Annotated in this window: 18 protein-coding genes; 9 read left to right on the top strand and 9 right to left on the bottom strand. The window is 61.7% G+C overall.

The window, feature by feature from the left end:
* Positions 1 to 100 precede the first annotated feature (100 nt).
* On the top strand, positions 101 to 2,413 hold the full coding sequence (locus tag MTR64_RS14005; RefSeq protein ID WP_243994703.1) for a glycoside hydrolase family 3 protein: 2,313 nt from the start codon (positions 101 to 103) through the stop codon (positions 2,411 to 2,413).
* A 363-nt stretch (positions 2,414 to 2,776) separates the two neighbouring features.
* On the opposite strand, the gene MTR64_RS14000 is transcribed toward MTR64_RS14005, so the two are convergent.
* Together MTR64_RS14000 and MTR64_RS13995 are read right to left on the bottom strand one after the other, a co-directional pair.
* Complete coding sequence (locus MTR64_RS14000; protein WP_268740917.1) at positions 2,777 to 3,964, bottom strand: MFS transporter; 1,188 nt, start codon at positions 3,962 to 3,964, stop codon at positions 2,777 to 2,779.
* Positions 3,961 to 4,944 carry an isopenicillin N synthase family dioxygenase gene (locus tag MTR64_RS13995; protein ID WP_243994702.1) on the bottom strand — a complete coding sequence of 328 codons (984 nt, stop codon included), beginning with the start codon at positions 4,942 to 4,944 and terminating at the stop codon, positions 3,961 to 3,963. The genes MTR64_RS14000 and MTR64_RS13995 overlap by 4 nt, the downstream gene beginning before the upstream one ends.
* Before the next feature lie 589 nt (positions 4,945 to 5,533).
* Between MTR64_RS13995 and MTR64_RS13990 the strand changes: the two genes are divergently transcribed.
* The gene (locus MTR64_RS13990) at positions 5,534 to 7,852 is read left to right on the top strand and encodes a TonB-dependent receptor (RefSeq protein WP_243994701.1); all 2,319 of its coding nucleotides are present in this window, start codon (positions 5,534 to 5,536) and stop codon (positions 7,850 to 7,852) included.
* Positions 7,853 to 7,878: 26 nt separating this feature from the next.
* On the opposite strand, the gene MTR64_RS13985 is transcribed toward MTR64_RS13990, so the two are convergent.
* Positions 7,879 to 8,784 (bottom strand): LysR family transcriptional regulator, encoded by a 906-nt coding sequence (locus tag MTR64_RS13985; protein ID WP_243994700.1) that lies wholly within the window; start codon positions 8,782 to 8,784, stop codon positions 7,879 to 7,881.
* Here MTR64_RS13985 and MTR64_RS13980 point away from each other — a divergent pair.
* Entirely contained in the window at positions 8,783 to 10,177 is a 1,395-nt protein-coding gene (locus MTR64_RS13980) for a nucleobase:cation symporter-2 family protein (protein WP_243994699.1), read from the top strand. The genes MTR64_RS13985 and MTR64_RS13980 overlap by 2 nt on opposite strands.
* A 321-nt stretch (positions 10,178 to 10,498) precedes the next feature.
* Here MTR64_RS13980 and MTR64_RS13975 read toward each other — a convergent pair whose 3' ends face one another.
* From MTR64_RS13975 to MTR64_RS13965, 3 genes are all read right to left on the bottom strand, one after another.
* Positions 10,499 to 10,819: a hypothetical protein gene (locus MTR64_RS13975; protein ID WP_243994698.1), complete on the bottom strand. Its 321-nt coding sequence runs from the start codon at positions 10,817 to 10,819 to the stop codon at positions 10,499 to 10,501.
* Between the two features lie 378 nt (positions 10,820 to 11,197).
* The gene (locus MTR64_RS13970; protein ID WP_243994705.1) at positions 11,198 to 11,581 is read right to left on the bottom strand and encodes a response regulator; all 384 of its coding nucleotides are present in this window, start codon (positions 11,579 to 11,581) and stop codon (positions 11,198 to 11,200) included.
* A 92-nt stretch (positions 11,582 to 11,673) separates the two neighbouring features.
* Positions 11,674 to 11,991, bottom strand: a complete 318-nt coding sequence (locus tag MTR64_RS13965) for a hypothetical protein (RefSeq protein WP_243994697.1) — start codon at positions 11,989 to 11,991, stop codon at positions 11,674 to 11,676.
* A 176-nt stretch (positions 11,992 to 12,167) separates the two neighbouring features.
* Here MTR64_RS13965 and MTR64_RS13960 point away from each other — a divergent pair, with 176 nt between their 5' ends.
* The 5 genes from MTR64_RS13960 to MTR64_RS13940 all read left to right on the top strand — a co-directional run bounded on the left by MTR64_RS13960 (position 12,168) and on the right by MTR64_RS13940 (position 17,349).
* Entirely contained in the window at positions 12,168 to 14,519 is a 2,352-nt protein-coding gene (locus tag MTR64_RS13960) for a chemotaxis protein CheA (protein WP_243994696.1), read from the top strand.
* A complete protein-coding gene (locus MTR64_RS13955) occupies positions 14,516 to 14,956 on the top strand; it encodes a chemotaxis protein CheW (RefSeq protein WP_243994695.1) in 441 nt (146 codons plus the stop codon). The genes MTR64_RS13960 and MTR64_RS13955 overlap by 4 nt, the downstream gene beginning before the upstream one ends.
* 64 nt (positions 14,957 to 15,020) lie before the next feature.
* Positions 15,021 to 15,386, top strand: a complete 366-nt coding sequence (locus tag MTR64_RS13950) for a response regulator (RefSeq protein WP_243994694.1) — start codon at positions 15,021 to 15,023, stop codon at positions 15,384 to 15,386.
* A 74-nt stretch (positions 15,387 to 15,460) separates the two neighbouring features.
* Entirely contained in the window at positions 15,461 to 16,492 is a 1,032-nt protein-coding gene (gene cheB / locus MTR64_RS13945; RefSeq protein ID WP_243994693.1) for a chemotaxis-specific protein-glutamate methyltransferase CheB, read from the top strand.
* On the top strand, positions 16,483 to 17,349 hold the full coding sequence (locus MTR64_RS13940; RefSeq protein WP_243994692.1) for a CheR family methyltransferase: 867 nt from the start codon (positions 16,483 to 16,485) through the stop codon (positions 17,347 to 17,349). The genes cheB and MTR64_RS13940 overlap by 10 nt, the downstream gene beginning before the upstream one ends.
* A 117-nt stretch (positions 17,350 to 17,466) precedes the next feature.
* On the opposite strand, the gene MTR64_RS13935 is transcribed toward MTR64_RS13940, so the two are convergent.
* Entirely contained in the window at positions 17,467 to 17,787 is a 321-nt protein-coding gene (locus tag MTR64_RS13935) for a hypothetical protein (RefSeq protein WP_243994691.1), read from the bottom strand.
* A 12-nt stretch (positions 17,788 to 17,799) separates the two neighbouring features.
* Between MTR64_RS13935 and MTR64_RS13930 the strand changes: the two genes are divergently transcribed.
* A complete protein-coding gene (locus tag MTR64_RS13930) occupies positions 17,800 to 19,287 on the top strand; it encodes a methyl-accepting chemotaxis protein (RefSeq protein WP_243994690.1) in 1,488 nt (495 codons plus the stop codon).
* 444 nt (positions 19,288 to 19,731) lie between these two features.
* Here MTR64_RS13930 and MTR64_RS13925 read toward each other — a convergent pair whose 3' ends face one another.
* Positions 19,732 to 20,586, bottom strand: a complete 855-nt coding sequence (locus MTR64_RS13925; protein ID WP_243994689.1) for an SMP-30/gluconolactonase/LRE family protein — start codon at positions 20,584 to 20,586, stop codon at positions 19,732 to 19,734.
* 31 nt (positions 20,587 to 20,617) lie between these two features.
* Entirely contained in the window at positions 20,618 to 22,414 is a 1,797-nt protein-coding gene (locus MTR64_RS13920) for an IlvD/Edd family dehydratase (protein WP_243994688.1), read from the bottom strand.
* Positions 22,415 to 22,430: the final 16 nt, after the last annotated feature.

Raw genomic sequence — 22,430 nt, 5'->3', positions numbered from 1 at the left:
CTAAGCTGCGACCTGCGCCAAATGTTCTGACGACGGACACGTCTGGCGATGCCAAAGCCGTCGCATTGAACACCTCACAAGACATCTGGAGTTACCTTTCATGAAGTCCGCGCTCATCGCCGGAACCGCGCTCGTCGCGGTCCTGGCTGCCGCATTCGCACCTGCTCGACCGGTGTCCGCTCAGACTGCGGCAGTGTCTGCGTCAGCCGGGGCCCGCCCCTGGATGGACAGGAAGCTTTCCGCCGCGCGGCGCGCCGACTTGCTCTTGGCGCAGATGACACTCGACGAGAAGATTGCAATGCTTCACGGCCCGATGACCATGCTGTTCGGCCCCGGAGCGAAACTACCTGACGGCGCGATCGGGTCAGCAGGCTTCATTCCCGGGAATGCAAGGCTTGGTATTCCTGCACTCAACGAGTCCGATGCCAGCCTCGGCGTAACAAATCCCGGCTTCGTGCGCGGCCAGCAGGACATGTCTACCGCGTTGCCATCGAGTCTCGCACTGGCGGCGAGTTTCGATCCCGCCCTCGCGAAAAGCGGTGGCGCGATGATAGGAAACGAGGCGCGAGCCAAAGGCATCAACGTCCAGCTCGCCGGCGGCGTGAACCTGCTGCGCGATCCGCGTGGCGGCCGCAATTTCGAGTATGCCGGCGAGGATCCGCTGCTTGCCGGCATGATTGGCGGCGCGGCGATCGCTGGCATCCAGTCGACGGGCATTGTCTCTACGGTCAAGCATTTCTCGCTGAATGACCAGGAGCACCTGCGCATGACGGCCAACTCGGTCATCGGTGAAGCCAACCACCGCGAAAGCGACCTACTGGCATTCGAGATCGCGATTGAGCAGGGCAACCCCGGTTCGGTGATGTGCTCGTACAACATGATCAACGGCAGCTACGGCTGCGAGAACGACCATTTGCTCAACAAGACCCTGAAACAGGACTGGGGCTACAAGGGCTGGGTCATGTCGGACTGGGGCGCGGTTCATTCACTCGATGCCCTCCCGCACGGACTCGATCAGCAATCTGGTGAGCAACTTGACAAGCAGGTCTGGTTCGACAAGCCGCTCAAAGAGGCCGTGGCTTCCGGCAAGATACCGGAAGCCCGTGTTACGGATGCCGCGCGCCGGATCCTTCATGCCATGTTCGAACACGGCCTGTTCGACAATCCGCCTGTCAAGGGCCTGATCGATTTTGAAGCGCACGCCAAGATCGCGCTGGCGCAGGCCGAAGGGAGTATCGTGCTCCTGAAGAACGGCGATGACATCCTGCCTCTCGCAAAGACGGCCAAGCGTATCGCCGTGATCGGTGGCCACGCCGACGCCGGCGTACCGTCAGGCACCGGCTCGTCGCAGGTGAACTCGCCCTTTCGAACCAGCCCATTCCCGCTGCGCAGTGTCCCGATCGGTGGCGAAGGACTCATGGCGTCGTTTGCCAGCGTGGTATTCCACCCGTCCTCGCCACTGGCGGCCATCCGAGACATGGTGGGCGCGCCCAAGAGCGGGGCCGTCGGTATCTATCCTGCCGAACAGGCTGCAAAAGGCAGTGCCATAGTCACTTATGACAACGGACTCTATGCCAGTTCCGCTGCTGCCAGCGCCAAGGAGGCCGACGTGGCCATCGTCTTTGTCTACCAGCCCTCGGGCGAAGGCGATGATGTCCCGGACATGACGCTTCCCTATGGCCAGGACGCGCTGATCGAGGCCGTCGCGGCGGCTAATCCCAACACGATCGTGGTGCTCGAGACCGGCAATGCGATCCGCATGCCATGGGCCACCAAGGTAAAGGGCATCATCCAGGCATGGTACTCGGGAAGCAAGGGCGGCGAGGCGATCGCGCGCGTTCTGTTCGGCGAGGTTAACCCATCCGGCCGTCTGCCGCTGACCTGGCCGATGGACGAAAGCCAGCTTCCCCGGCCCGTGGTCCCCGGCTGGGACCAGCCCGAGGGAACCGAGGTCGATGTAGACTACAACATCGAGGGATCGGACGTGGGCTACCGCTGGTACGCTAGGGAGCACAAGCAGCCGCGCTACTGGTTCGGCTATGGCCTCAGCTACACAGGCTTCAGCCACGAGATGCTCCGCCTATCCGTTTCGCAAGACGTCTCTGCCACAGTCTCCGTTCGCAACACCGGCAGAGTCGCCGGTAGCGATGTCGTGCAGCTTTACCTGATCGACAAGCCCGGCGGCGCAGCGCGCCGATTGCTGGGCTTCAAAAAAGTTGCGCTGCAACCCGGCGAGGCCGCGACTGTAAAATTCGACATCGATCCACGCCTCATCGCCGAATTCGATGAAAAACAGAATGGATGGCGCGTAACTGCCGGGACCTATCGCATCGGCGTAGGCTCGAACGCGGACGACATCGGTGTGCAAAGCTCTGTCAGACTTGGATCACGGCTCATCAACTACGCTGAATAATTGGTCCTGACCCTAGGCTCGCGGCGGCGCCATATGATCAAGCCGGATATCCTTCGCATCAGACAGGGCACGCCGCGAATGCTTGATATGCAATGACGGAAACGAAATGGATTGCGTACTGACCAGGTACAAATCGCGTTTCTGGAATGGCCTGAAGTCTAGTGTCGAAGGTTTTTGGTACCGCGATTCCCAAATTCAACTCTCAATCCTTCGTTCCTTTGAAGGATGATCAACGTGGCAACCCATTCTCACTCGAAAGTGCGCCTGAGCCAGGCGTCAAAATTAGGTTGAGAACCTTTCCAGATATTCAATAATGTGAAAAAAAATTCCTGTTTCTGTGAGTTAATTCAGGAGAGGGATATGTCACGCCATTTGTTTTGGCTTTTGGGATGAGGGCTTGGATGTGCCTCCGAGCACCAGGAGGGTGCACAAAACCATACCTGCCGCGTTGGCCGCGGAAAGTACGCCAATGCCCCGGAGATCGACCAGAAATCCGGCCAGAATTGCGGCCCAGGCGAAGCCGCTGACAATTATCGGCGCTGCTATGGCAGCCAGTCGGCCCTCGTTGTCGAAAGAACCTGCCAAGGTGAGCAACACCGGAAAGCAGAATTGCAGGGCAAAGATCGCAGGGCCAAGGCCGAGAAGAAACGCCCACTGACTGCTGGCATTCAAGGCGGTGTGCCAGCCGAGGGCACAGACTGCGAAGGCTGCGATCAGCGGGAGTTTGGGTCCGAATTTCGCGGCACACCATCCGCCAATCAGACAACCGGAGGCGGAGATAAACAGGACTACCCCGATCGCGGAGCTGGCCTCGTCATAGGTCATGCCGAGATTGCGGGCGACAGTGATCATGAAGGCAAAACCAAGGCCGCTGAACGTCACGAACAGCACGCCCATGGCAATGATGGCCCCCGCACGCCAGCTGATGGTAAACGGGGGGGCGCGGTCGAGTTCGGCCGGGCCGTGGGGTTTGGGCAGGCCGGCGCGGCACCACTGAATGATCATAGTGAAAAGCGCGCAGAGACCAGCGGCAGCGCTAAAGCCACCGCGCAACCCGTCCCACTCGACCGCCGAGCCGAAACCGGCGATCATGAAGGACATCGCCAGCACGCCGACCATGTCCACGATGCCGAAATTCTGCTCCGAACGATCGGACACCGCAATCAGGCGCGAGGCCATGCCCATCAGCACACCGCCGCAAATGCCGGCAAGGAACTGACCAAGCAGGATCAGCACGGGCATGGTGAAGATCAGCGCATTGCATGCCTCGCAAAGCGCAAGGCCGGTCGCGAAGACTACCATCGCCGAGCGTGCGCCCACATGACGGAACAGCCAGGGCATCAGTACGGAGGAGGCGATGCCGCCGACGAACGGCATGGCTGCCGCAAGTCCCGCAAGGCTGGAGGAATAGTGGGCCTGTTCGACGAAGCGCGTGATCAGAACCGGCTTCATCGAACTGAACATGGTCGACACGGAAAAGGCCGCCGATCCCGCGGCCAGCAAAGGCAGGTCGATCCGCCGTCGCACTGCGCTGCGAACCGCACCATTCATTGCGTGAACCTTCCCTTGTGCGACGCCTCCAGCCGCGCCTGCAGATGCGCCCCGGCAGAGATCGGGGCAAAACGCGCAGGCTTTTCGGACGAAACACAACTGGGCAGTGCCTCGATCAGCGCGTCCGTGTCGGGGTCGATGAAGATCGCGATGGACAGCCGGTCGCGGTCGCCGGTCTTGGCCCTTACGCGGTGCATGGTCGATTTGTATTTGCCGTTAGTCCAGCGCTCCAGCATGTCGCCGCTATTGACGACCACAACATCGTCCCGCGGCGGCACGTCAATCCATGCGTTGTTTCTGTCGAGGACCTGCAAACCGCCGACGCCGTGCTGGAACAACAGGGTCATGAAGCCATAATCGGTGTGCGCGCCTGCGCCCAATTGCGCCGGGTCGGGTTCGACAAGTGACTCAAGCGCCGCGTTTGCCGGGTAATGCAGGAGGCGCAACGTGACGTTCTGCCCGGAATGGAGCCGCGTGAAATGATCTTCCGGCAGCCCCAGCGTGACGGCCATTCTCCGCTGGACGTCATGGGCACAGGCGAGAGCATGAGCGTAGAATCGGCACATGATCTCGCGAAACGCGTCCGAGGGCCAGCGCTCCCGCGGCGGCGGATTGGCCACGATGTTGCGCATCGTGAACGTCTCCTTGAGATCGGCCGGCGCCCCTGGATCGAGGTTTTCCTCGAGCAGGCCCTGGTAGCCGAAATTCTCCGCAGCCGAGCGATATGCGCATTGCTGTTTGATGACTGCGGGGCCTTTGAAGAAAGCCTCGCTTGCACGGAATACCTCATCCAGTTCGGCGGAGGTAATCCCGATATTGGCGAGTTGCAGGAAGCCGTATGTTGAAAGGCCAGCGTCAATGGCATTGCCCGCATTCGCTGACGCGGACAGATCGACAAGCGGAAGTGTCATCGGAATCTCCCGACGTGACTGTCCCCATTTGGACAAGCGTCCTTCACGAGAAGGAACGGACAGTCTCATGCAGCGCCGGGCAACGGGGAAACGGATCGCGCACGCAATACTCCGCGAGCCCCATGTGCGTGAAACATCACGCTGCGTCGAGTGCAATGATCCGGGCAAGGCGTTGCAGAAATCAGCACACCTCGCAACCAGGCCAACAGTTCCGATCTTTCAATTCGTCGTCCAGGTTCATTCAAGGGACATTTTTGGATCCCAGTTTGCGGACATTGCCATAACCGCCCTCAGGTTCACCGTCATGCCGGATTTGTGGGACGAACCCGAAAGTCCACTCGCGGTTGATAAGCCCGGTAATTCTGCCGTTCCGTCATGCAGTCTCTCCACCAATGTTACACGCCGATTGCCGCCGTCCCATGCGCTGTAGGGCATATAGACCTTGCTCGACCCGTTGCGGCCAGAGGGCATACATGCGCATACTTTTTGCGAACGCTGCGAACGGAATTCTACACTTTTGTGAAAATGCTGCGGGCGCTAATTGCCCGTCGACGGGTGTGGCAAGCAACAATGTTCGCCGCGGGGCACTCGTCTAGCAATAATTCCAGCTGCATTTGACGAGCGCACGGAGTGTGCTCCTCGTCCGGGGGGTTTCGACATGATCAAGAAATTTGCGGCCGTTCTGGCCGGTACGACCGCGCTCGCTTGCTTTTCGCCAGCTTCGGCGCAGGAAAGCCCAAGCGGTGACGGCACGGCCTATTTCGGCGACATCGTCGTGACGGCGGAAAAGCGTGAACAGAACCTGCAGGATGTTCCGCAAGCAATCTCTGCGATCACCAGTGACTCCCTTGAAGCCAACAACGTCAAGGATTTCGTGGGACTGAGCGGCCTTGCTCCCGGACTTACAGTCAGCCCGGCGGAAGGCGGCGACCGTGTCACCATCTCGATCCGCGGCGTCGGGCAGGAAGCCAATCAGAACGACGTGGCTGCGCCTTCGGTCTCGTTCCATCAGGATGGCGTCTACATCGTCTCGCCATTCGCGCTGGGTTCAAGCTTCCTCGACGTCAACCACATCGAAGTCGTTCGCGGACCGCAGGGTACCCTGTTCGGCCAGAATTCGACCGGCGGCGCGATGAACATCATCACCCGCAAGCCCGAGCTCGACCGCATCTCGGGCCGCGTCTCGGGCGCCTATGGCTCTTACGACTACCGCGAGCTGGAAGCCGAACTGAATGTGCCGGTCGGCAGCATGCTCGCGATCCGCGGCGCGATCAACGACCTGCGCCAGGATGGCACCACGCTCAACGTCTTCAACGGCCAGCGGCTCGACGACAAGAACCAGACCGGCTGGCGCGTCCAGGCGCTTTTCCAGCCGGCCAGCAATTTCTCGATCAACCTCACGGCGCAGCACTACGCCAGTCACGTCAATGGCGCCGCCCGCTTCGGGCTTCTCGATCCGACCCCCGGCGCGCGGCGCCTGTCGCAGGACGATCCCTCGAAGACAGACCTCGACACCGCGCTCTACAGCGGGATCGTGAAACTCGATTTGCCGGCGTTCACGATCAAATATCTCGGTTCCTACCAGACCGCCGAAATCGTGCGTTCGCGCGACAACGACTTCACCAGCGTCAACCTTGTCAGCCCGCTGGTGCTGCGCCGCAGCTACGAGCAGGCACAGAACCAGTACCACAAGTCGTGGACGTCGGAGCTAAACCTGGTTTCGAGCAAGCCCATCCTGGGGGGCCTCGACTGGACCCTGGGCGCCTTCTGGTTCAAGCAGGACATCGAAGCGCACACCTTCGAGCGGGTTGACCAGAACCGCAACGGCATCCTTGATCCCTTCACGGAAACCTATAACCCCGTCGTCTTCGGCATTCCGCCTTTCGGTGCCGATGTCGGATTCCAGAGCGACTTCTTCCCGTCGCGCAAGTCCTACTCTTTCTATGGTCAGGGAACCTACCACGTCGGCGATTCCCTGCGCGTGACTGCCGGCCTGCGCTACACCCACGATACGGCGCACAACCTGAACTACAACTTCTTCAACATCCTTCGCGACGCGCCGACCGCTGACGTAACCAAGACCAGCACCGCGGTCACAGGCCGTTTTGCGCTCGAATACGACGTGGCGCCCGGGATGATGGTATTCGCGTCATACACACGCGGGTTCAAGCCGGGCGGCAACAACCTCACCTTCGGCCAGCCTGACGTCGCGGATGACCTTGTGTTCGCCAGCTTCAAGCCGGAAACCATCAACGCCTACGAGCTTGGCTTCAAGGGTGACCTGTTCGACGGCCGCGTTCGCACGAACCTTGCGGCGTTCTATTACGATTACCGCAACCTCCAGGCGCAGAGCACGGATCCGCGCAACGTGGCGAGCGGCGTGGTCAATGTGCCCAAGTCCCGCGTCCTGGGCCTCGAGGCGGAAGTGCAGTGGGCAGTGACCGACACGTTCAGCCTGATTGGGACTGCCGCCGCGCTGGATTCGAAGATCACTTCGCACTTCATCGCACTCGACAACCTCGCTGCAGCCGCGGCGGAATACGATCTCGTGGTTGTGCAGAAGTTAAACCAGTTCGCGCCGGCAGTCACTTTGGCCCGTGCGGCGGCCGCGCAGGACCTGAAGGGCAACGAACTTGCCAAGACGCCCAAGTTCTCGGGGACGTTTTCAGCTCAGTACAAGTCCGAGCTTAGCGACACGGCGACCGTACGTGCGGCGCTGACGCTGATCTACCGGGCCAGCCTGCAGTCGCGCATGTTCAACAATCCCGCCGTGGACAGGGTCCCTGCCTATGCGCAGGTCAACGCGTCGGCCGGCGTCGATCTCGCCAACGGTATTTCCGTCGATCTGATCGCGCAGAACCTGTTCGACACCAATGCGACGGCGGCGCGCTTCACCGACGTGTTCGGCGTCTACTCGACCTTCGACCAGAAGGTTCCGCCCCGCACGGTCATTGGCCGCGTGACTTTCGCGTTCTGAAAATCGCCCCGCTTTCGGTCAGGTCGCTAGCGCAGATGCGAATGAAGTTCATCGCGCAGCACGTCCACGAACGCGGATACGTGGGCTGCAGGCACCTGGCCGCGGGGGACAAGGACGGATACGACGCCGGGGGCGGCAGCCCCCGGCACCAGAGGCCGCCAGACGAGGCGGCGCTTGTCTATGTCTCGCGCCAGGCCGACGCGCGAGAGAAAGGCAATGCCTATGCCTGCCTCGACCAGACTCTTGAGCATTCCGACACGCTCGACCCGGGCAACGATGCGCAGCGGCGCGCGACTGCGGTCGAACAGGTCACCGATGCGGCTATGCACGAGCCAATCGGCCGGGAGCGCGACGATGGGGTAGCGGACACAGTCCGCAAGCGAGATCTGTTCCTGATGGCTCAGAGCATGGTCGACCGGAAGCACGACACCCATCGGTGCCTCCATAGTGGCGACAACGCGCGTGGGCCCGCTGTCGGTCACATCAAATGCGCAGACCACATCCGCCTCGCGGGCCAGCAGGGTGTTGCGCATGTGGTAGTTGTCGCCGGAGATGAGCGTGAAATCCACGAGCGGGAAACGTTCGGACAGCCGCGCCATGGCACGCGGCACGATTTCCTCGATCAGACTTTCGGCCGCCGCGATGCGGATCGTGCCTCTTACGCCACCCTTGAGTTGGGCAATTTCGCGGTCAAGTTGCTCGGAATCCCGGTTCCATCGTCTCACGTAGGCGAGCAGGCTTTCCCCCGCCGCGGTGGGCCGGATGCCACGCGGCATGCGAACGAACAGCTCAACCCCGAGCTCTTCCTCGAGAATCTGGAGCTGACGGCTTATCGCGGACGAAGTGATATTCAGGTTGTCGGCCGCCTTGCGGATCGATCGGTCTTTGACCGCCTGGTCGAAATAGATGAGAGCGCTGCGGAGTAATGACATGATGGACACTGATAGCCTCGATTGCACATCAGTGCGCCAGGGAAAAAGTGCACGTTCGGGCGCCCAACCGTCATTATCGCCGCCGGACGACGTCGATGCCGTGCCCGCCCTGTCGCGGTTACTCCCCCTTTCACTCCAGCATGTGCTGATCATGTACGCCGGGGCTGTGACAGTGCCCATCGTCGTGGGACGGGCGCTCGGGCTAGATGCCGCGTCCCTGACCCAGCTCGTTTGTGCGGATCTGGTTGCCTGCGGGATCGCCACGCTGATCCAGACCCTCGGATTACCGGGGGTCGGCATTCGCTTGCCGATCATGATGGGCGTCACCTTCGCTTCGGTCAGCCCAATGCTCGCCCTGATCGGCACCGGTCTTGCCGCGGGACGCGCACCCGGCGCGATCCTGACGACGATCTACGGAGCGGTGATTGTCTCGGGGGTGTTCGGCATGATAATTGCTCCGCTTGTTGGCCGCCTCTCCAGATGGTTTCCCCCGCATGTGACGGGATGTGTCATTCTTATGATCGGCCTATCCCTCATGCGCGTCTCTATCAACTGGGCCGGTGGCGGGCGGCCGGATTCTCCTGAATTCGGGGCGCTCACGGGTCTTGGACTGGCTTTGGCGACACTCCTTGCCATTCTGGCCCTGACCCGGCTGGGAAGCGGGCTGGTAAGGTCGGCGGCCGTCCTCCTCGGCGTGGTGGCCGGTTCAGCCGTGGCTATGACGGTGGGCAAGCTTGACCTCACAGACGTGGCCGCCGCACCCTGGTTTGCCGTAGTCCGCCCCTTTCAGTTCGGGATGCCGACGTTCCAGTTTCCGATGATCGCAGCGATGTGTCTCGTCATGACCATCGTCATGGTGGAGTCCTTCGGCATGTTCCTGGCTGCTGGCGAGATCGTCGGCAGGCCGGCAGATGCGCGCGCACTGACCCGGGGATTACGCGCCGATGCTCTGGGCACGATCATCGGCGGCACATTCAACACGTTCGCCTACACCTCCTATGCCCAGAACGTGGGACTGTTGACGCTGACCGGTGTGCGATCGCGCTTCGTTGTCGCTGGCGCTGGCGTTATCCTCATCCTGCTGGGCCTATGTCCGAAATTCGCGGCCGTGGCGGCTGCCATCCCCGTCGAGGTTCTCGGCGGTGCGGGACTGGTCATGTTCGGTACGATTGCTGCGACCGGCATTCGCGTGATTGCAAGTGAAGAGCTAACCCAGCCGCGTCTGCTCGTGGTTGCAGTATCGATCGCGATCGGCCTCATCCCGGTCCTCTCAAACACGTTCTTCCAGGCCATGCCCGAGGCTCTGGGGCCGCTGTTTCACTCAGGCATTGTCCTGACCACCCTGGCTGCCGTGCTGCTGAATCTGGCGTTCGACGCGCAATCCACAAGATAAGCAAATAATGAACCTGCTAGTGATCAAAGCGACCCCCTCATTGCCAGATGAAGGCAAGCCAACACGGGCAAAGCCGTTCCAAAGATGCTGATGAGGCTATAACGACGCCACTTCCTTACCGTGAAACATCTGCCAATGTCAGGGCAATCCCCGGAGAACCTGGATGGGATATGGGACGCTCCCAATCGTCACTGCCCTCCTTGAGAAAACGGGGCGTTGGCACCGCCATCAGATGCGGACGGAAGGGTTTGTGATCCCACAGCTACAGCTGTGCTGGCAGCTCCTCCCCATCGATGCGCGACAGGGAGGATGGAATACCGTTTACTTGGCTTTGGCAATTTCCGATTTGGTCAATGACGATGTGACCTTGCCGTCGACAATGGTCAGACTCGAGGCCGGGACCGTGACAAGGCGACCATTGAGAATGAGCTGCGGGCTGCCATCGGCGGTGACACGGTAGATCGGAGCAACGCGGTTACCGGTGGAGCTGTAGAGCATCATGCCAGTATTTATCTGGACAGGTTCGGCGGCAGCTTCAGTGACTTCGCGAACGGGTTGGGTCGTTTCGGCATAAATTGCGGCGGGAACAGCTGAAAGGGTGGCAGCTGTTGCGATCGAGGCTAGCAAACCAATCTTCTTCATTGTGAATCTCTCCATGGGTATTTGAGCAGACCGAATCTCTGTTGTCGGACTTGCATTATTACTAACCTAGGTTAGAAAGTTCTGCCAATTGCAATTATTGCATCCGTGCGGCATTTTTGGATCGGGCTCAATTCCGTTGCGAAATTCAGGAGGCCGACAGGCAAACCTGTAGAGTCCGTTAGATCGTGAACACCGCGTATACGCACGACTACCGGAGGATGTGGGGAGGCCGGGCAGTTGTTCAGGCAGGTGACCAGCGAGGGCCATCGCGACCGCTGCGATACGCCTGTCATCACAGCATGACGCGACTGCTGCAATGCCGAAGTGGCCGGCGTTGTTCAGGCAACTTCTTCACGTGCGGCAGCCAGATATCAGCCTCTATGCTGCGCCGATCCGCTGCAACTTCGCGTGCAGGGTCTGCTGATCGAAGGGCTTGATCACGTATTCATCGGCGCCGGCCTCAATGCCTTTTCGAATGTCAGCCGTGTCCGAATTCGTGGTGCAGAACATGATCTTGGGCCTGCGGTCACCTTGCATGCAGCGCAGCGATGTCACAAATTCCATTCCGCCCATGACCGGCATGTTCCAATCGACGATAATAAGGTCCGGCATGGCGGCCCGGCATTTGGCGAGGGCTTCTTCGCCGTTCTCGGCTTCGGTCACGGTATAGCCCAGGCCTTCCAGAATGCGGCGGGCCAGCTTGCGGATGACGCGCGAGTCATCGATAAGGAGGCAGCGACGGTCGTGCAGGGGTTCCGGCAACGCTGCAGGTATTTCGGCCGCGCTGCCGTCATTCCGGCCCTGCGCGCGAGAACGTTTGATCAGGCCCTCAAGCACGGCGCGTCTCCTCTCTTTCAGGAATTTTCATGATCGCTCAGGATGCGAGCGATCGTCTTGGTCTGATCTATCACGTCCTGATGGTCGTCGAGGCACGCGACGGGGGTCGCCTCGGGCTTTTCCGCCCGTTCCGACGGCGTCATGCGGACATGGATGTACGGCACCCAGATGTCCCCGAATTCGGCCTTCTGGTACCAGAGATCTATGATGTCGTATGAGGTCCAGAAGCCATCCGGTTCAAGCAGCCTGAGCCCTTCGCCGATGCGCGGCAGGGCAGAAAACCGGATGCACTGCTGGTTCTGGTGCGTCTCGTTCTGAACTTCAACTTCGATCAATGTGAAACGCCCCCCTCTCCGGCTTGCGTCAAGCTAGGGTGAAATACTTGCTGAAATGGAAACGCCGTTCACCAACGCCGATTCACCTTTCCGGCCATGGCCTTACAATCTTCGGACACTTCTAACGCTTGGTTAAAACATTCGCCTTCATAAGCCTGCCGATCCGGGGGGCATGGATGGACGACCTGTTTGCCGATTTTCTGGCGGAAACGCGCGAAATGCTCGAAGCGCTGGGCGGAGAGCTGGTTGCCTGGGAGGACGATCCCGGCGACCGCGCCAGGCTGGATGCAATCTTCCGCTTTTTCCACACGGTGAAGGGCAACTGCGGCTTTTTTGATTTCCCGCGCCTGGAATCCCTGAGCCACGCTGTCGAGGACGTGCTGGCGGATGTGCGCGCCGATCGGCGCAAACCCGACTTCGCCCTTGTGAGCGCAGTGCTGGCGATCGTCGACCGGATCGGAGACATGGTCGACACGATCGAAGGTGGCGGCGAGCTTCCTGATGGTGGCGATGACGCCCTTATCGTTGCGCTCAAACCACAGGCCGAATTGCCGGTCCAGACGCTCCAGTCCCTTCAGGCGGCAGACGGCACGGAGCCGCGCGATGCGTCGCAGGGGCGGCGTTCGATCCGGCTTCCGGTCGAACTGCTCGACCGGGTGATGAGCAGCGTCTCGGACATGGTTCTGGCGCGCAACGATCTGGCCCGCAGGCTGCGCGAAAGCTCTGCCGAAGCGGTCCTGCACGAACCATTCGAGCGCCTCTCGTCGATTATCGCCGATGTCCGCGACGCGATGACGCAGACGCGCATGCAGCCGCTCGAAGGTCTGTTTTCTATGCTACCCCGGCTTGCCCGCGACCTGTCCGCGGAACTCGGTAAGCAAGTGAAGATCGAGGTCGACGGCAGCGAGGTCGAACTCGACCGCGAAATGATCGAGATCATTCGCAACCCGCTGACCCACATCATCCGCAATGCGGTCGATCACGGCATCGAGAAGCCGGAGGACCGGCGGGCAAGCGGCAAGCGCGAAACCGGCCTGCTTTCGATATCGGCGCGCCAGTCGGGCAACCAGATCCTGATCGACATCGTGGACGACGGACGAGGCATCGACGATGGCCGGCTGGTGGAAAAGGCCATCGCCAACGGCGTGATCGATGCTGCTGCGGCGGCGGGCCTTTCCCGCGGCGAGCGGGTCGCCCTGATCTTCGAGCCGGGCATTTCCACGGCAGAGGCGGTTACCGCCATTTCCGGACGCGGCGTGGGCATGGACGTCGTGCGCGCGAACATCGAACGGGTGGGCGGGGCGCTGGAGGTAATGAGCGCACCGGGTCAGGGCACCCGGTTGTCGCTGCGCGTGCCTTTGACCCTGACGATCATTCCCGTACTGACCGTGAGCAGCGGTGGCCAGCGTTTCGCCATTCCGCGATCCTCGGTCGAGGAGATCGTGGAAATCGGCAGCCGTGCCGTGGAAGTCACGCGCCATGGCGGCGCAATGCTGGCGAAGATCCGGAACCGCCGTTTGCCCGGCCTGGAACTGTCAGACCTGCTCGATCTGGAAAGCGCCGTCGATAGCGACGAGCGGACGCTTGTCGTGCTGCGGCTCACCGACGGAAAGCTCTTCACGCTGGCCGTCGATCGCCTGCACAACCATGAGGAACTGGTGGTAAAGCCCGCGGCGCCCGCCATCATCGCAACGGGGCTCTATGCCGGCACCACCCTGACCGACGATGGCCATCCGACTCTCCTCCTCGAAGTGGCAGGTCTGGCGAAGGCCGGCGGTCTGAAACTGGATGCGCTGGAGCACAGCGACAGGCTGGCCGATACGGATGAGGCTGCCGCACCCGTACGCGAGACGCCCGTGCTGTTGTTCATTGGCCTAGACGGCAAGCGAAAGGCCATCCCGATGGCTGTCGTCGACCGTCTCGAGGAAGTCGGAATTGCAGCCCTGGAAATCCAAGACGACCTAACGCTGGTGGTCATTGGAGACCGGGTCCTGCCTCTGGCGGGAACGGCTGGGGGCTTGCTTCCGGACCATGCGCTGCGGCTGTTCCTGCTCACGGACGGGCAACGCGAAATCGGATATGGGATCCGAGAAGCTCTTGGGGTCCGGCATGTCGATGCGGCTCTTGTCGCAGCCAATGCCGCCAGCGAGACGGAGGGAGTTCTTCTGGTCGACGCAGAGGCAACGACGCTCATTTCTCCCTACAAGCTTTTTGCCCGCCACGCGTCCGCACCGGCAAGAGACAGGCGGCCAGCCTGTCATCTGGCCTCAGACGATCCCTGGCTGCAGAACTTCGTGAGGCCGATCGTTGAGGCGGCAGGGTATCGCATTGCCGGGGCCGGTGAAGCGGACATGGATCTCGCGATCCTCTCCATGCCGGATGCACTTCATCCTGCCGGTGCACGGCAGGTCATCCGGCTCCGTGCGACACCTGGCGAGCCACCGGACGAGCCTGGCAGCATCTATCGCTACGATCACGCCGGGCTGCTGTCAGCGCTGCGCGTTTCCACCGGTGGGAGCGGGCAATGAATCCGTTGCTTCTCATCGTGGAAATTGCCGGCGAGAAAGTGGCCTTGCGCGTCGACGATATCGAGTCGGTGGCCGAACTCGAATTGCTGACCCCGGTGCCGCGCAGCCCCGCCCACGTGGCGGGCCTTTCCACCCTGCGCAGCCGTGTTCTGACCGTGATCGACTGCCAATGTGCGCTGGGCCTGGGACATTCGGGCCAGCGGCAGGCCGGAGCTTCGGCCGCCATTGCCGTTCACGATGGGCACGCGTACGCGCTGCTGCTCGATAACGTCGAGGATGTTGCGCAGGCCCTGTCCGATCCCACTCCCGCAGGCGCACGGCATGGCGGTAACTGGGAAGGGATGTCGCACGGGATCGTCGAAACGAAAGAGGGGCCACTGCTGCTGCTGGATGTCGCCGCATTGATCGAAGGCATTCCTGAAACGCGCGCGGCTTAAGCGGTTGGTTACGTCTGCAGGCCTAGGCCATGAATTCTGGCATCCTGAGGAAGGGGGCGCACCGATGAAGACGTGTCTGATCGTCGACGATTCGCGAATGATCCGGAATTTTCTGCGCAGTTCGCTCGAATCCCTGGACTTCGATGTGCGAGAAGCTGCGAATGGCCGGGAAGCCATTGATCGCTGCGAAGAGGCGATGCCCGATCTCATCCTCCTCGACTGGAACATGCCGATCATGGACGGTCTCGAATTCATCAAGCTGCTGCGGCAGGGAGGCCATACCAGCCAGCCCAAGGTGGTTTTCTGCACGACCGAGAACGACAGTGAGCATATCCGAACCGCCATCGAGGCCGGGGCCGACGAATACGTGATGAAGCCTTTCGATCACGAAACGCTGCACATGAAGCTCCAGCTTGTCGGCGCTGCCTGAGTTCCTTGGCGATGGTGCGGGCGGCGGCCGGAAAAGTCTCTGGAAAAATACCGCCGGTCCTGCCGGTCAGGCTGATGATCGTCGACGACTCGCTGGTCGCCCGCACGGCGCTCAGGCGCATGGTGGAAAGTGCCGATGGGCTTGAAGTGGCCGCAGCCGCCAGCACGGCCGAAAATGCCCTCGAAATGCTGCGTGACTGCAGTGTCGATGTCATTCTGCTCGATCTCGACATGCCGGGCATGGGAGGGCTGGAGGCCCTGCCCCAAATTATCGAACGGGCCGGCGGCGCGCGCATTCTGGTGGTCTCGTCGTTTACAGTGGACGGCGCCGAACAAACTCTGGCGGCGCTTTCGTTGGGGGCTGCGGATACGCTGCCCAAGCCCGATGCCCGCAGTTCGCGCGACAGCTACCGCAGGATCCTGATTCAAAAGATTCGCGACCTGGGACCGGTAAGAAACGTCCGGCATGATCTGCCGCCGCCGGTCGGTGCGATACCCAGGACCCGCCCTGCCCTCAGACAGCCTGTCGGCGCCCTTGCGATCGGTGCATCTACAGGAGGCATTCATGCGCTGACGAGTCTGTTCAGGGCCCTGCCACGGCGACTGGGTATTCCCATTCTGGTCACGCAACATCTGCCTTCCGCTTTCATGCCGGCTTTTGTCCGGCAACTTGCCAGTGCATCGGGATGCGAGACACTGCTGGGCGGGGAAGGCATGGCAGTCGAACCTGATCGGATCATCATTGCACCGGGTGATGCGCATCTGGGGTTCCGAAGCAACGCCGGGCGGCTCGTCGTGCGCCTCGATCGCACGCCATCGCAAAGTGGATGCACACCGTCGCTGGATCCCATGTTCACATCGCTGGCAGAAGAAATCGGCCGCAGGGCACTTGGCGTCGTGCTGTCAGGCATGGGGCGCGACGGCGTGCACGGGGCCGCGCGGATCGTCGCCGCAGGCGGCGCGATGCTGGCGCAGGACGAAGAAAGCTCGGCGGTCTGGGGAATGCCGGGTGCCGTGGCAGAAGCCGGGCTGGCCTCGGCCATCCTACCGCCCGATGGCATTGCCAGTCGTATTGCTGCCAGCATCGGGTTGACCGCGTGCAAGTAAGCGAAGCATCCAAACGCATTCTCGCGGACTTGCTGAGGGCGGAGACTGGCCAGGATTTTCCCGCCAGCCGCCGTTGGCGTATCAGAACTGCCCTCTCCGGGCTTTCCCGAGAATTCGGCATTCCCGACCTTGATCACCTGATCGCCATGCTGGCTTCCTCACACCGGTCGCCACAGGCACACAGGCTGGTGGAAGCCCTTCTGAACAACGAGACTTACTTCTTTCGCGACCGTGCGATGTTCGATTTGCTGGCGGACCATGTCCTTCCCGAACTGTCCCGCACACGCGCCTCGACGCGCACTCTTGCGGTCTGGTCAGTGGGCTGTTCGACCGGGCAGGAGGCACTGTCGCTGGCGATGCTCTTCGCCGAGCAGGAGGCACGTTGGTCAGGCTGGACGATCAACATTCTCGGGACTGATGTGTCCGAACCCGTGATCGCCAATGCCCGCGCCGCCTGCTACACGCCCTTCCAGATTCAGCGCGGCCTTGCCGTGGGGCAGATGGTCAAGTGGTTCGATGAAACGCCGCAAGGCTGGCGTGCTCGCGAAAAGTTGCGGCGGATGGTGCGCTTCGAAAAGCACAACCTGCTCGACCCGCTGCCAAACCCATGTAGTTTTGACATCGTGCTGTGCAGGAATGTCCTGCTCTATTTCGATGATGCTACCCGCACGCGGGCCTTCGGCCGGGTGGCGTCGGCGCTGGCGCCGGATGGATGGCTGATGTTGGGAGCAGGCGAGACCACCATCGGGCAAACCGATCGCATCGCCCCTGATCGCACCTTGCGCGGTCTGTACCGGCACGCCTCGTTTGAACCCGCTGAGCAGCGCTCCTGCAGTAGTCGCAGAGCCGCCGGCTGACGCGTTCCGCACGGCAGCGAAAGGCGCCGCGGCGTTTAATTCTTGCTTAAGTGCCCGCGCATAAGGTGCCGGAAATAATTCGGACCAAAGGCGGTGGGTTGCCGGTCGGGGGATTCTTCAATGTCGGATATGATGCCTGCGCGAAAGCGCGATTGGTTCAGCCGCCAATCGATTGCCACGAAGATGCGCATCGTGATGTGCGTATTCCTCGGGCTCTCGGTGATAATTTCCATAGCCTGCTGGGCCGCTCTTTCGAAGATCGACAGCGCGACGCAGGCCTATACCGCACTGAACGGCGCAGCCCGTCTCGTGTCCCAGGCCGAAAGCGACATCGGTGCGGCCGCACAGCAGATCGAGCCCGCCCGAAGAAACGGCGATGCCGCGCAGTTCGGCTCTGTCCAGACCTTGCTGAACGGAGCGAACGACAAGCTGGATCAAGCTCGCCTTGGTGTGGGCGATGCCACCCCCGGCATCGCGTTGGCATTCAACCAACTCGACGAGGGACTGACAGAACTCTCCGCCAGAATGCATTCCGGCAGCCAGCCTTCGAGCAATGCAGAGCAAGCCGGCGAACTTTCGCGCAAGGCGGCCGAGCTTCGGAGCGTTCTCCTTTCTAATGCCGTAACCAGCCGGAAGAGCAGCCATGACATCGTCACTTGGGGCGAATGGGCTATGTTCGCTTTCGCCCTGACAGCGGCAGTCAACGGCGCACTTGCGCTCGGTCTGGCGCGTCGCGAGATTACCCGGCCGCTCCAGGATATCACCGCAGCCATGCTCAAGCTGGCCGATGGGGACAACGACATCGTGGTTCCCGGAACCGACGACACCAACGAGATCGGGGACATGGCGCGCTCGCTCGAGGTGTTCCGGCGCGGCTATCTTCGGCTTGAACGCATGCGTGCGGATACTGTTGAAGCGGCCAAGGCGGATGTCGAGCGGGAGAAGGAGGCACAGCGCGAGCGGCAGGAAATGCGGGAGCAGCAGAAAGCGTCCCTGCTCAAGCTAGCCGATCAGTTCGAACAGACCATCGGCGAGATCGTCAGCGGCGTCGCGGCGGCATCCACCCAGTTGCAGCTGACGGCCACCTCGATGGCATCTGCCGCCGAGCAATCGGCGATGCAGACCGGCGAAGTCTCGGCCGCGATGAACGAAGCCTCCACCGGGGTGACGGCCGCCGCTGCGGCGAGCGACGAATTTGCCATGTCGATCAACGAGATCAGCCGTCAGGCTGCGACCTCTGCGGAACTGGCCCGCAAGGCGACCCTGACCGCCGGCGACGCCGACGAGACGATTCTGGCGCTGTCGCTTTCCACCGAGCAGGCCGGCGAAATCGTGAAACTCATCTCGACCATCGCGCACAGGACCAACCTGCTGGCACTCAATGCGTCCATTGAAGCCGCCCGTGGTGGGGAAGCCGGGCGTGGGTTCGCCGTCGTCGCATCCGAGGTCAAGGAACTCGCCGACCGGACCAGCAAAGCCACCGAGGAAGTTGCACAGCAGATCCGCGACATTCAGGAATCGACAGCTTGCAGTGTCGCGGCCCTGCACGCGATCGGCAAGGACATCGAAGAACTGGAAGCGACATCGGTTTCGATCGCGGCTGCCGTAGACCAGCAATCGGTGGCAGGACAGGATCTCGCACGCAGCATTGACCTAGCCGCCCGCAGCGCCGACGACGTGACATCCAATATCGCGCATGTCCGCGAGACGTCATTGACGACCGGAGCGGCCGCATCGCAGGTTCTGACTTCCTCGACCGAACTCGAACAACAAGCCATCATTCTGCAAACGCAGGTTGACCAATTCCTTCGGCATGTGAGATCTTCTGATCTCGAAGGGGTACCGGGTTCCATCGATGTGGCCGTTCTGGAAAACATCTCTCCGACCATTGGCAGAATGGCAGGCTCGACCAGCACCGCAATCCCCAAGGTGGCGTGACCGCGCCGGACAAAACGAACGGAAAAGTGCCTAGATGTGGCCGCCAGGGACTCGTCCAGAGTGTCTGGCAAAGCTGGCCGCAGTTCTTGCGACGATGAGCGCTCGTCCTCGCCGCCCAGCCCTTATCGTTGTCCTGCGGGGCGGGCCATCAAGACTGAAGTCTGGAAGCCTGCAATTTTCAGACGACACCATTGCGCCACAAAAGACGGAATTCAATGGTTTGCTGCGATGGACTTCTGACGGCTGCAGTTTGCCTCTGAGCTGTGCGTATCCGTGTCTGTCAGTGGCACGGAAGTGCCAGCTGATGGCCCGACAGCTGGCACAACAAGATCGCGCCGCACCGGAAGCAACCTGACACTACCAGTCAACATGGACCACCAGGTAGCGGGAGCCATGCACGCACGACTGCTCAATAACGGCGCGGTTGCAGTAACTAGGTTGGATCTAACCGCCATAAATTGCTGTCGGCATGCCGGTGACGCCGCTCTCCACCTCGAACAATGCACCATCGAATTCGGACTCCGGCAAACCTATGGCGGCCGAGGTGACAAACATGCGATCCAGCGCCTCACCGGCGAAAGTGATGTTGGTAATACGGCGTGCCGGCAAGTCTATGGCGCGATCCAGTTCGCCGTCCGGATCGTAGCGGCTGATACGTCCGCCGTCCCAGTGCGCAACCCAGAGATAGCCTTCGCGATCGACGGTCATGCCGTCGGGGAAGCCATCGTCCTCGCCGAACTGGATGAAGGACTCCTTCCGCGCAATCCCTTTATCCGTGATCGCGAAACGGTAGACGGTGCGCTTTGCCGTATCCGAGTGATAGAGCCAGCGCCCACAGGCGGAGAACGCGGGGCCGTTGGGGACCATGTAGTCGCGGTCCATCACCTGCCAGGTACCATCCGGATCGAGCCGGTAGAGCGAACCACGGGCTTCTTCCTCGGCCATGTCCATCGTGCCGCACCAGATTGCGCCGTGGCGGTCCGCCTTTCCGTCGTTCATGCGGTTGCCCGGAAAATGCGGCTCCAGGACAGCGATGTGATGGACGGCGCAGCGATCAGCGGAAATCCGCCCAAAACCGCTCTGAAAACCACCGATCAGATCTCCAGCTGCATTTTCCACGACCCACCCGATCGGTTCGGGCATGTCCCACCGCTCCACGCTGCCATCGGCCAGTGACAGCCGGTTGAGCGCGGGGGCCAGGATGTCGACCCAATAGACCGCATTGTCCCGCGCGCTCCAGAGCGTGCCTTCGCCCAGCATGTCGCGCACGTCGCGCTCGATCTTGCGCCATTCGGCCACGACGCTCTCTCCCTTCAGTGCCCTGTCCGGCTCAGTGATTGTCGCGCGGCAGGCCCATGGTCTGGGCGATACGCTGATACTTCTCGGCGCCTTCGAGAATGGCACCCGTGTCCATCTGCCCAACAACCGAACGCTGAATTTCCTGCCAGGGCGTCTGGGACGCAGGATAGGCGTAACCGCCCTTCGCTTCCAGCGCAGCCCGGCGTGCGGCCAGTTCCTCATCGGAAACGAGGACGTTCACGGTGCCCTTTTTCAGGTCCATGCGCACACGGTCCCCGGTTTCAAGCAGTGCCAGACCGCCCATTGCCGCGGCCTCGGGGCTCGCATTGAGGATCGAGGGGCTGCCCGAGGTGCCGGACTGGCGGCCATCGCCGATGCACGGCAGCGCCGTGACGCCTTCAGTGATGAGGTAGGCCGGTGGGCGCATGTTCACGACTTCTGCCGCACCGGGATAGCCGATCGGACCGGCACCGCGCATGAACATCAGCGTTTCGGGCGTGATCCCCAGCGCCGGATCGTCGATGCGGTGGTGGTAGTCCTCAGGACCGTCGAACACGACGGCCGGGCCCTCGAAGGCGTCCGGATCGTCAGGGTTTGAAAGATAGCGCTGGCGGAACTCGTCCGAGATCACGCTGGTCTTCATGATCGCTGCGTCGAACAAGTTGCCTGACAGCACAAGGAAGCCCGCTTCTTCGACCAGAGGCTGGTCGAACGTCTTGATGACGCGCTCGTCCTCGATGGTGGCGTCGCGGCAGTTGTCGCCCATGGTCTGGCCGTTGACGGTCATCGCACCCTCAACGATCAGCCCCTGCTTGATCAGTTGGGCCACCACCGCCGGCACGCCGCCAGCACGGTAGTAGTCCTCGCCGAGGTATTCGCCGGCAGGCTGCAGGTTCACCAGCAGCGGTATCCTGTGGCCGTAAGTTTCCCAATCCTTGAGCGGCAAGTCGACACCGATATGGCGTGCGATGGCGGCAAGGTGGATCGGCGCATTGGTCGACCCCCCGATCGCGGCGTTGACGACGATCGCATTGTGGAAGGCATCGAGTGTCAGGATATCCGAGGGCTTCAGATCCTCATGCACCATGTCCACGATGCGCTTGCCGGTGTGGTAGGCGCATTCCTGGCGGTCACGGTACGGCGCGGGGATCGCCGCCGAGCCCGGCAGCATCATGCCCAGCGCCTCGGCCAGCGAGTTCATCGTCGTCGCCGTGCCCATGGTGTTGCAGTAGCCGGTGGAGGGCGCCGACGAGGCCACGAGCTTGACGAAGCCGTCGGCGTCGAGTTCTCCCCTGGCCATCATCTCACGGCCCTTCCACACGATCGTCCCCGAACCGGTGCGCTCGCCCTTGTGCCAGCCATTGAGCATCGGGCCAACCGACAATGCGATCGCAGGGATGTTCACCGTCGCAGCAGCCATGATCATGGCTGGCGTGGTCTTGTCGCAGCCCGTGGTCAGGACCACGCCGTCGAGCGGATAGCCGTAGAGCGCCTCGACAAGGCCGAGGTACGAGAGGTTGCGGTCGAGCCCGGCGGTCGGACGCTTGCCGGTTTCCTGAATTGGATGGACCGGGAATTCGATGGCGATGCCGCCCGCCTCGCGAATGCCCTCACGGATTCGCTCGGCCAGCACGAGGTGGTGGCGGTTGCAGGGCGAAAGGTCGCTGCCCGACTGGGCAATGCCGATGATCGGCTTGCCCGAGCGCAGTTCCTCGAGACTGAGACCAAAATTGAGATACCGCTCCAGATAGAGCGAGGTCATGTCGATGTTGTTAGGATTGTCGAACCAGGCGCGCGAGCGCAGCTTGGGCTTTTGCGTATCAGTCATATCAGTGGTCGTCTCG

The sequence above is a fragment of the Novosphingobium album (ex Hu et al. 2023) genome (assembly GCF_022832385.1).
In the GTDB taxonomy this organism is placed as follows: domain Bacteria; phylum Pseudomonadota; class Alphaproteobacteria; order Sphingomonadales; family Sphingomonadaceae; genus Novosphingobium; species Novosphingobium album.
The sequence above is the reverse complement of the archived record's forward strand: the minus strand, read 5'-3'. Positions and strand labels throughout refer to the sequence as shown.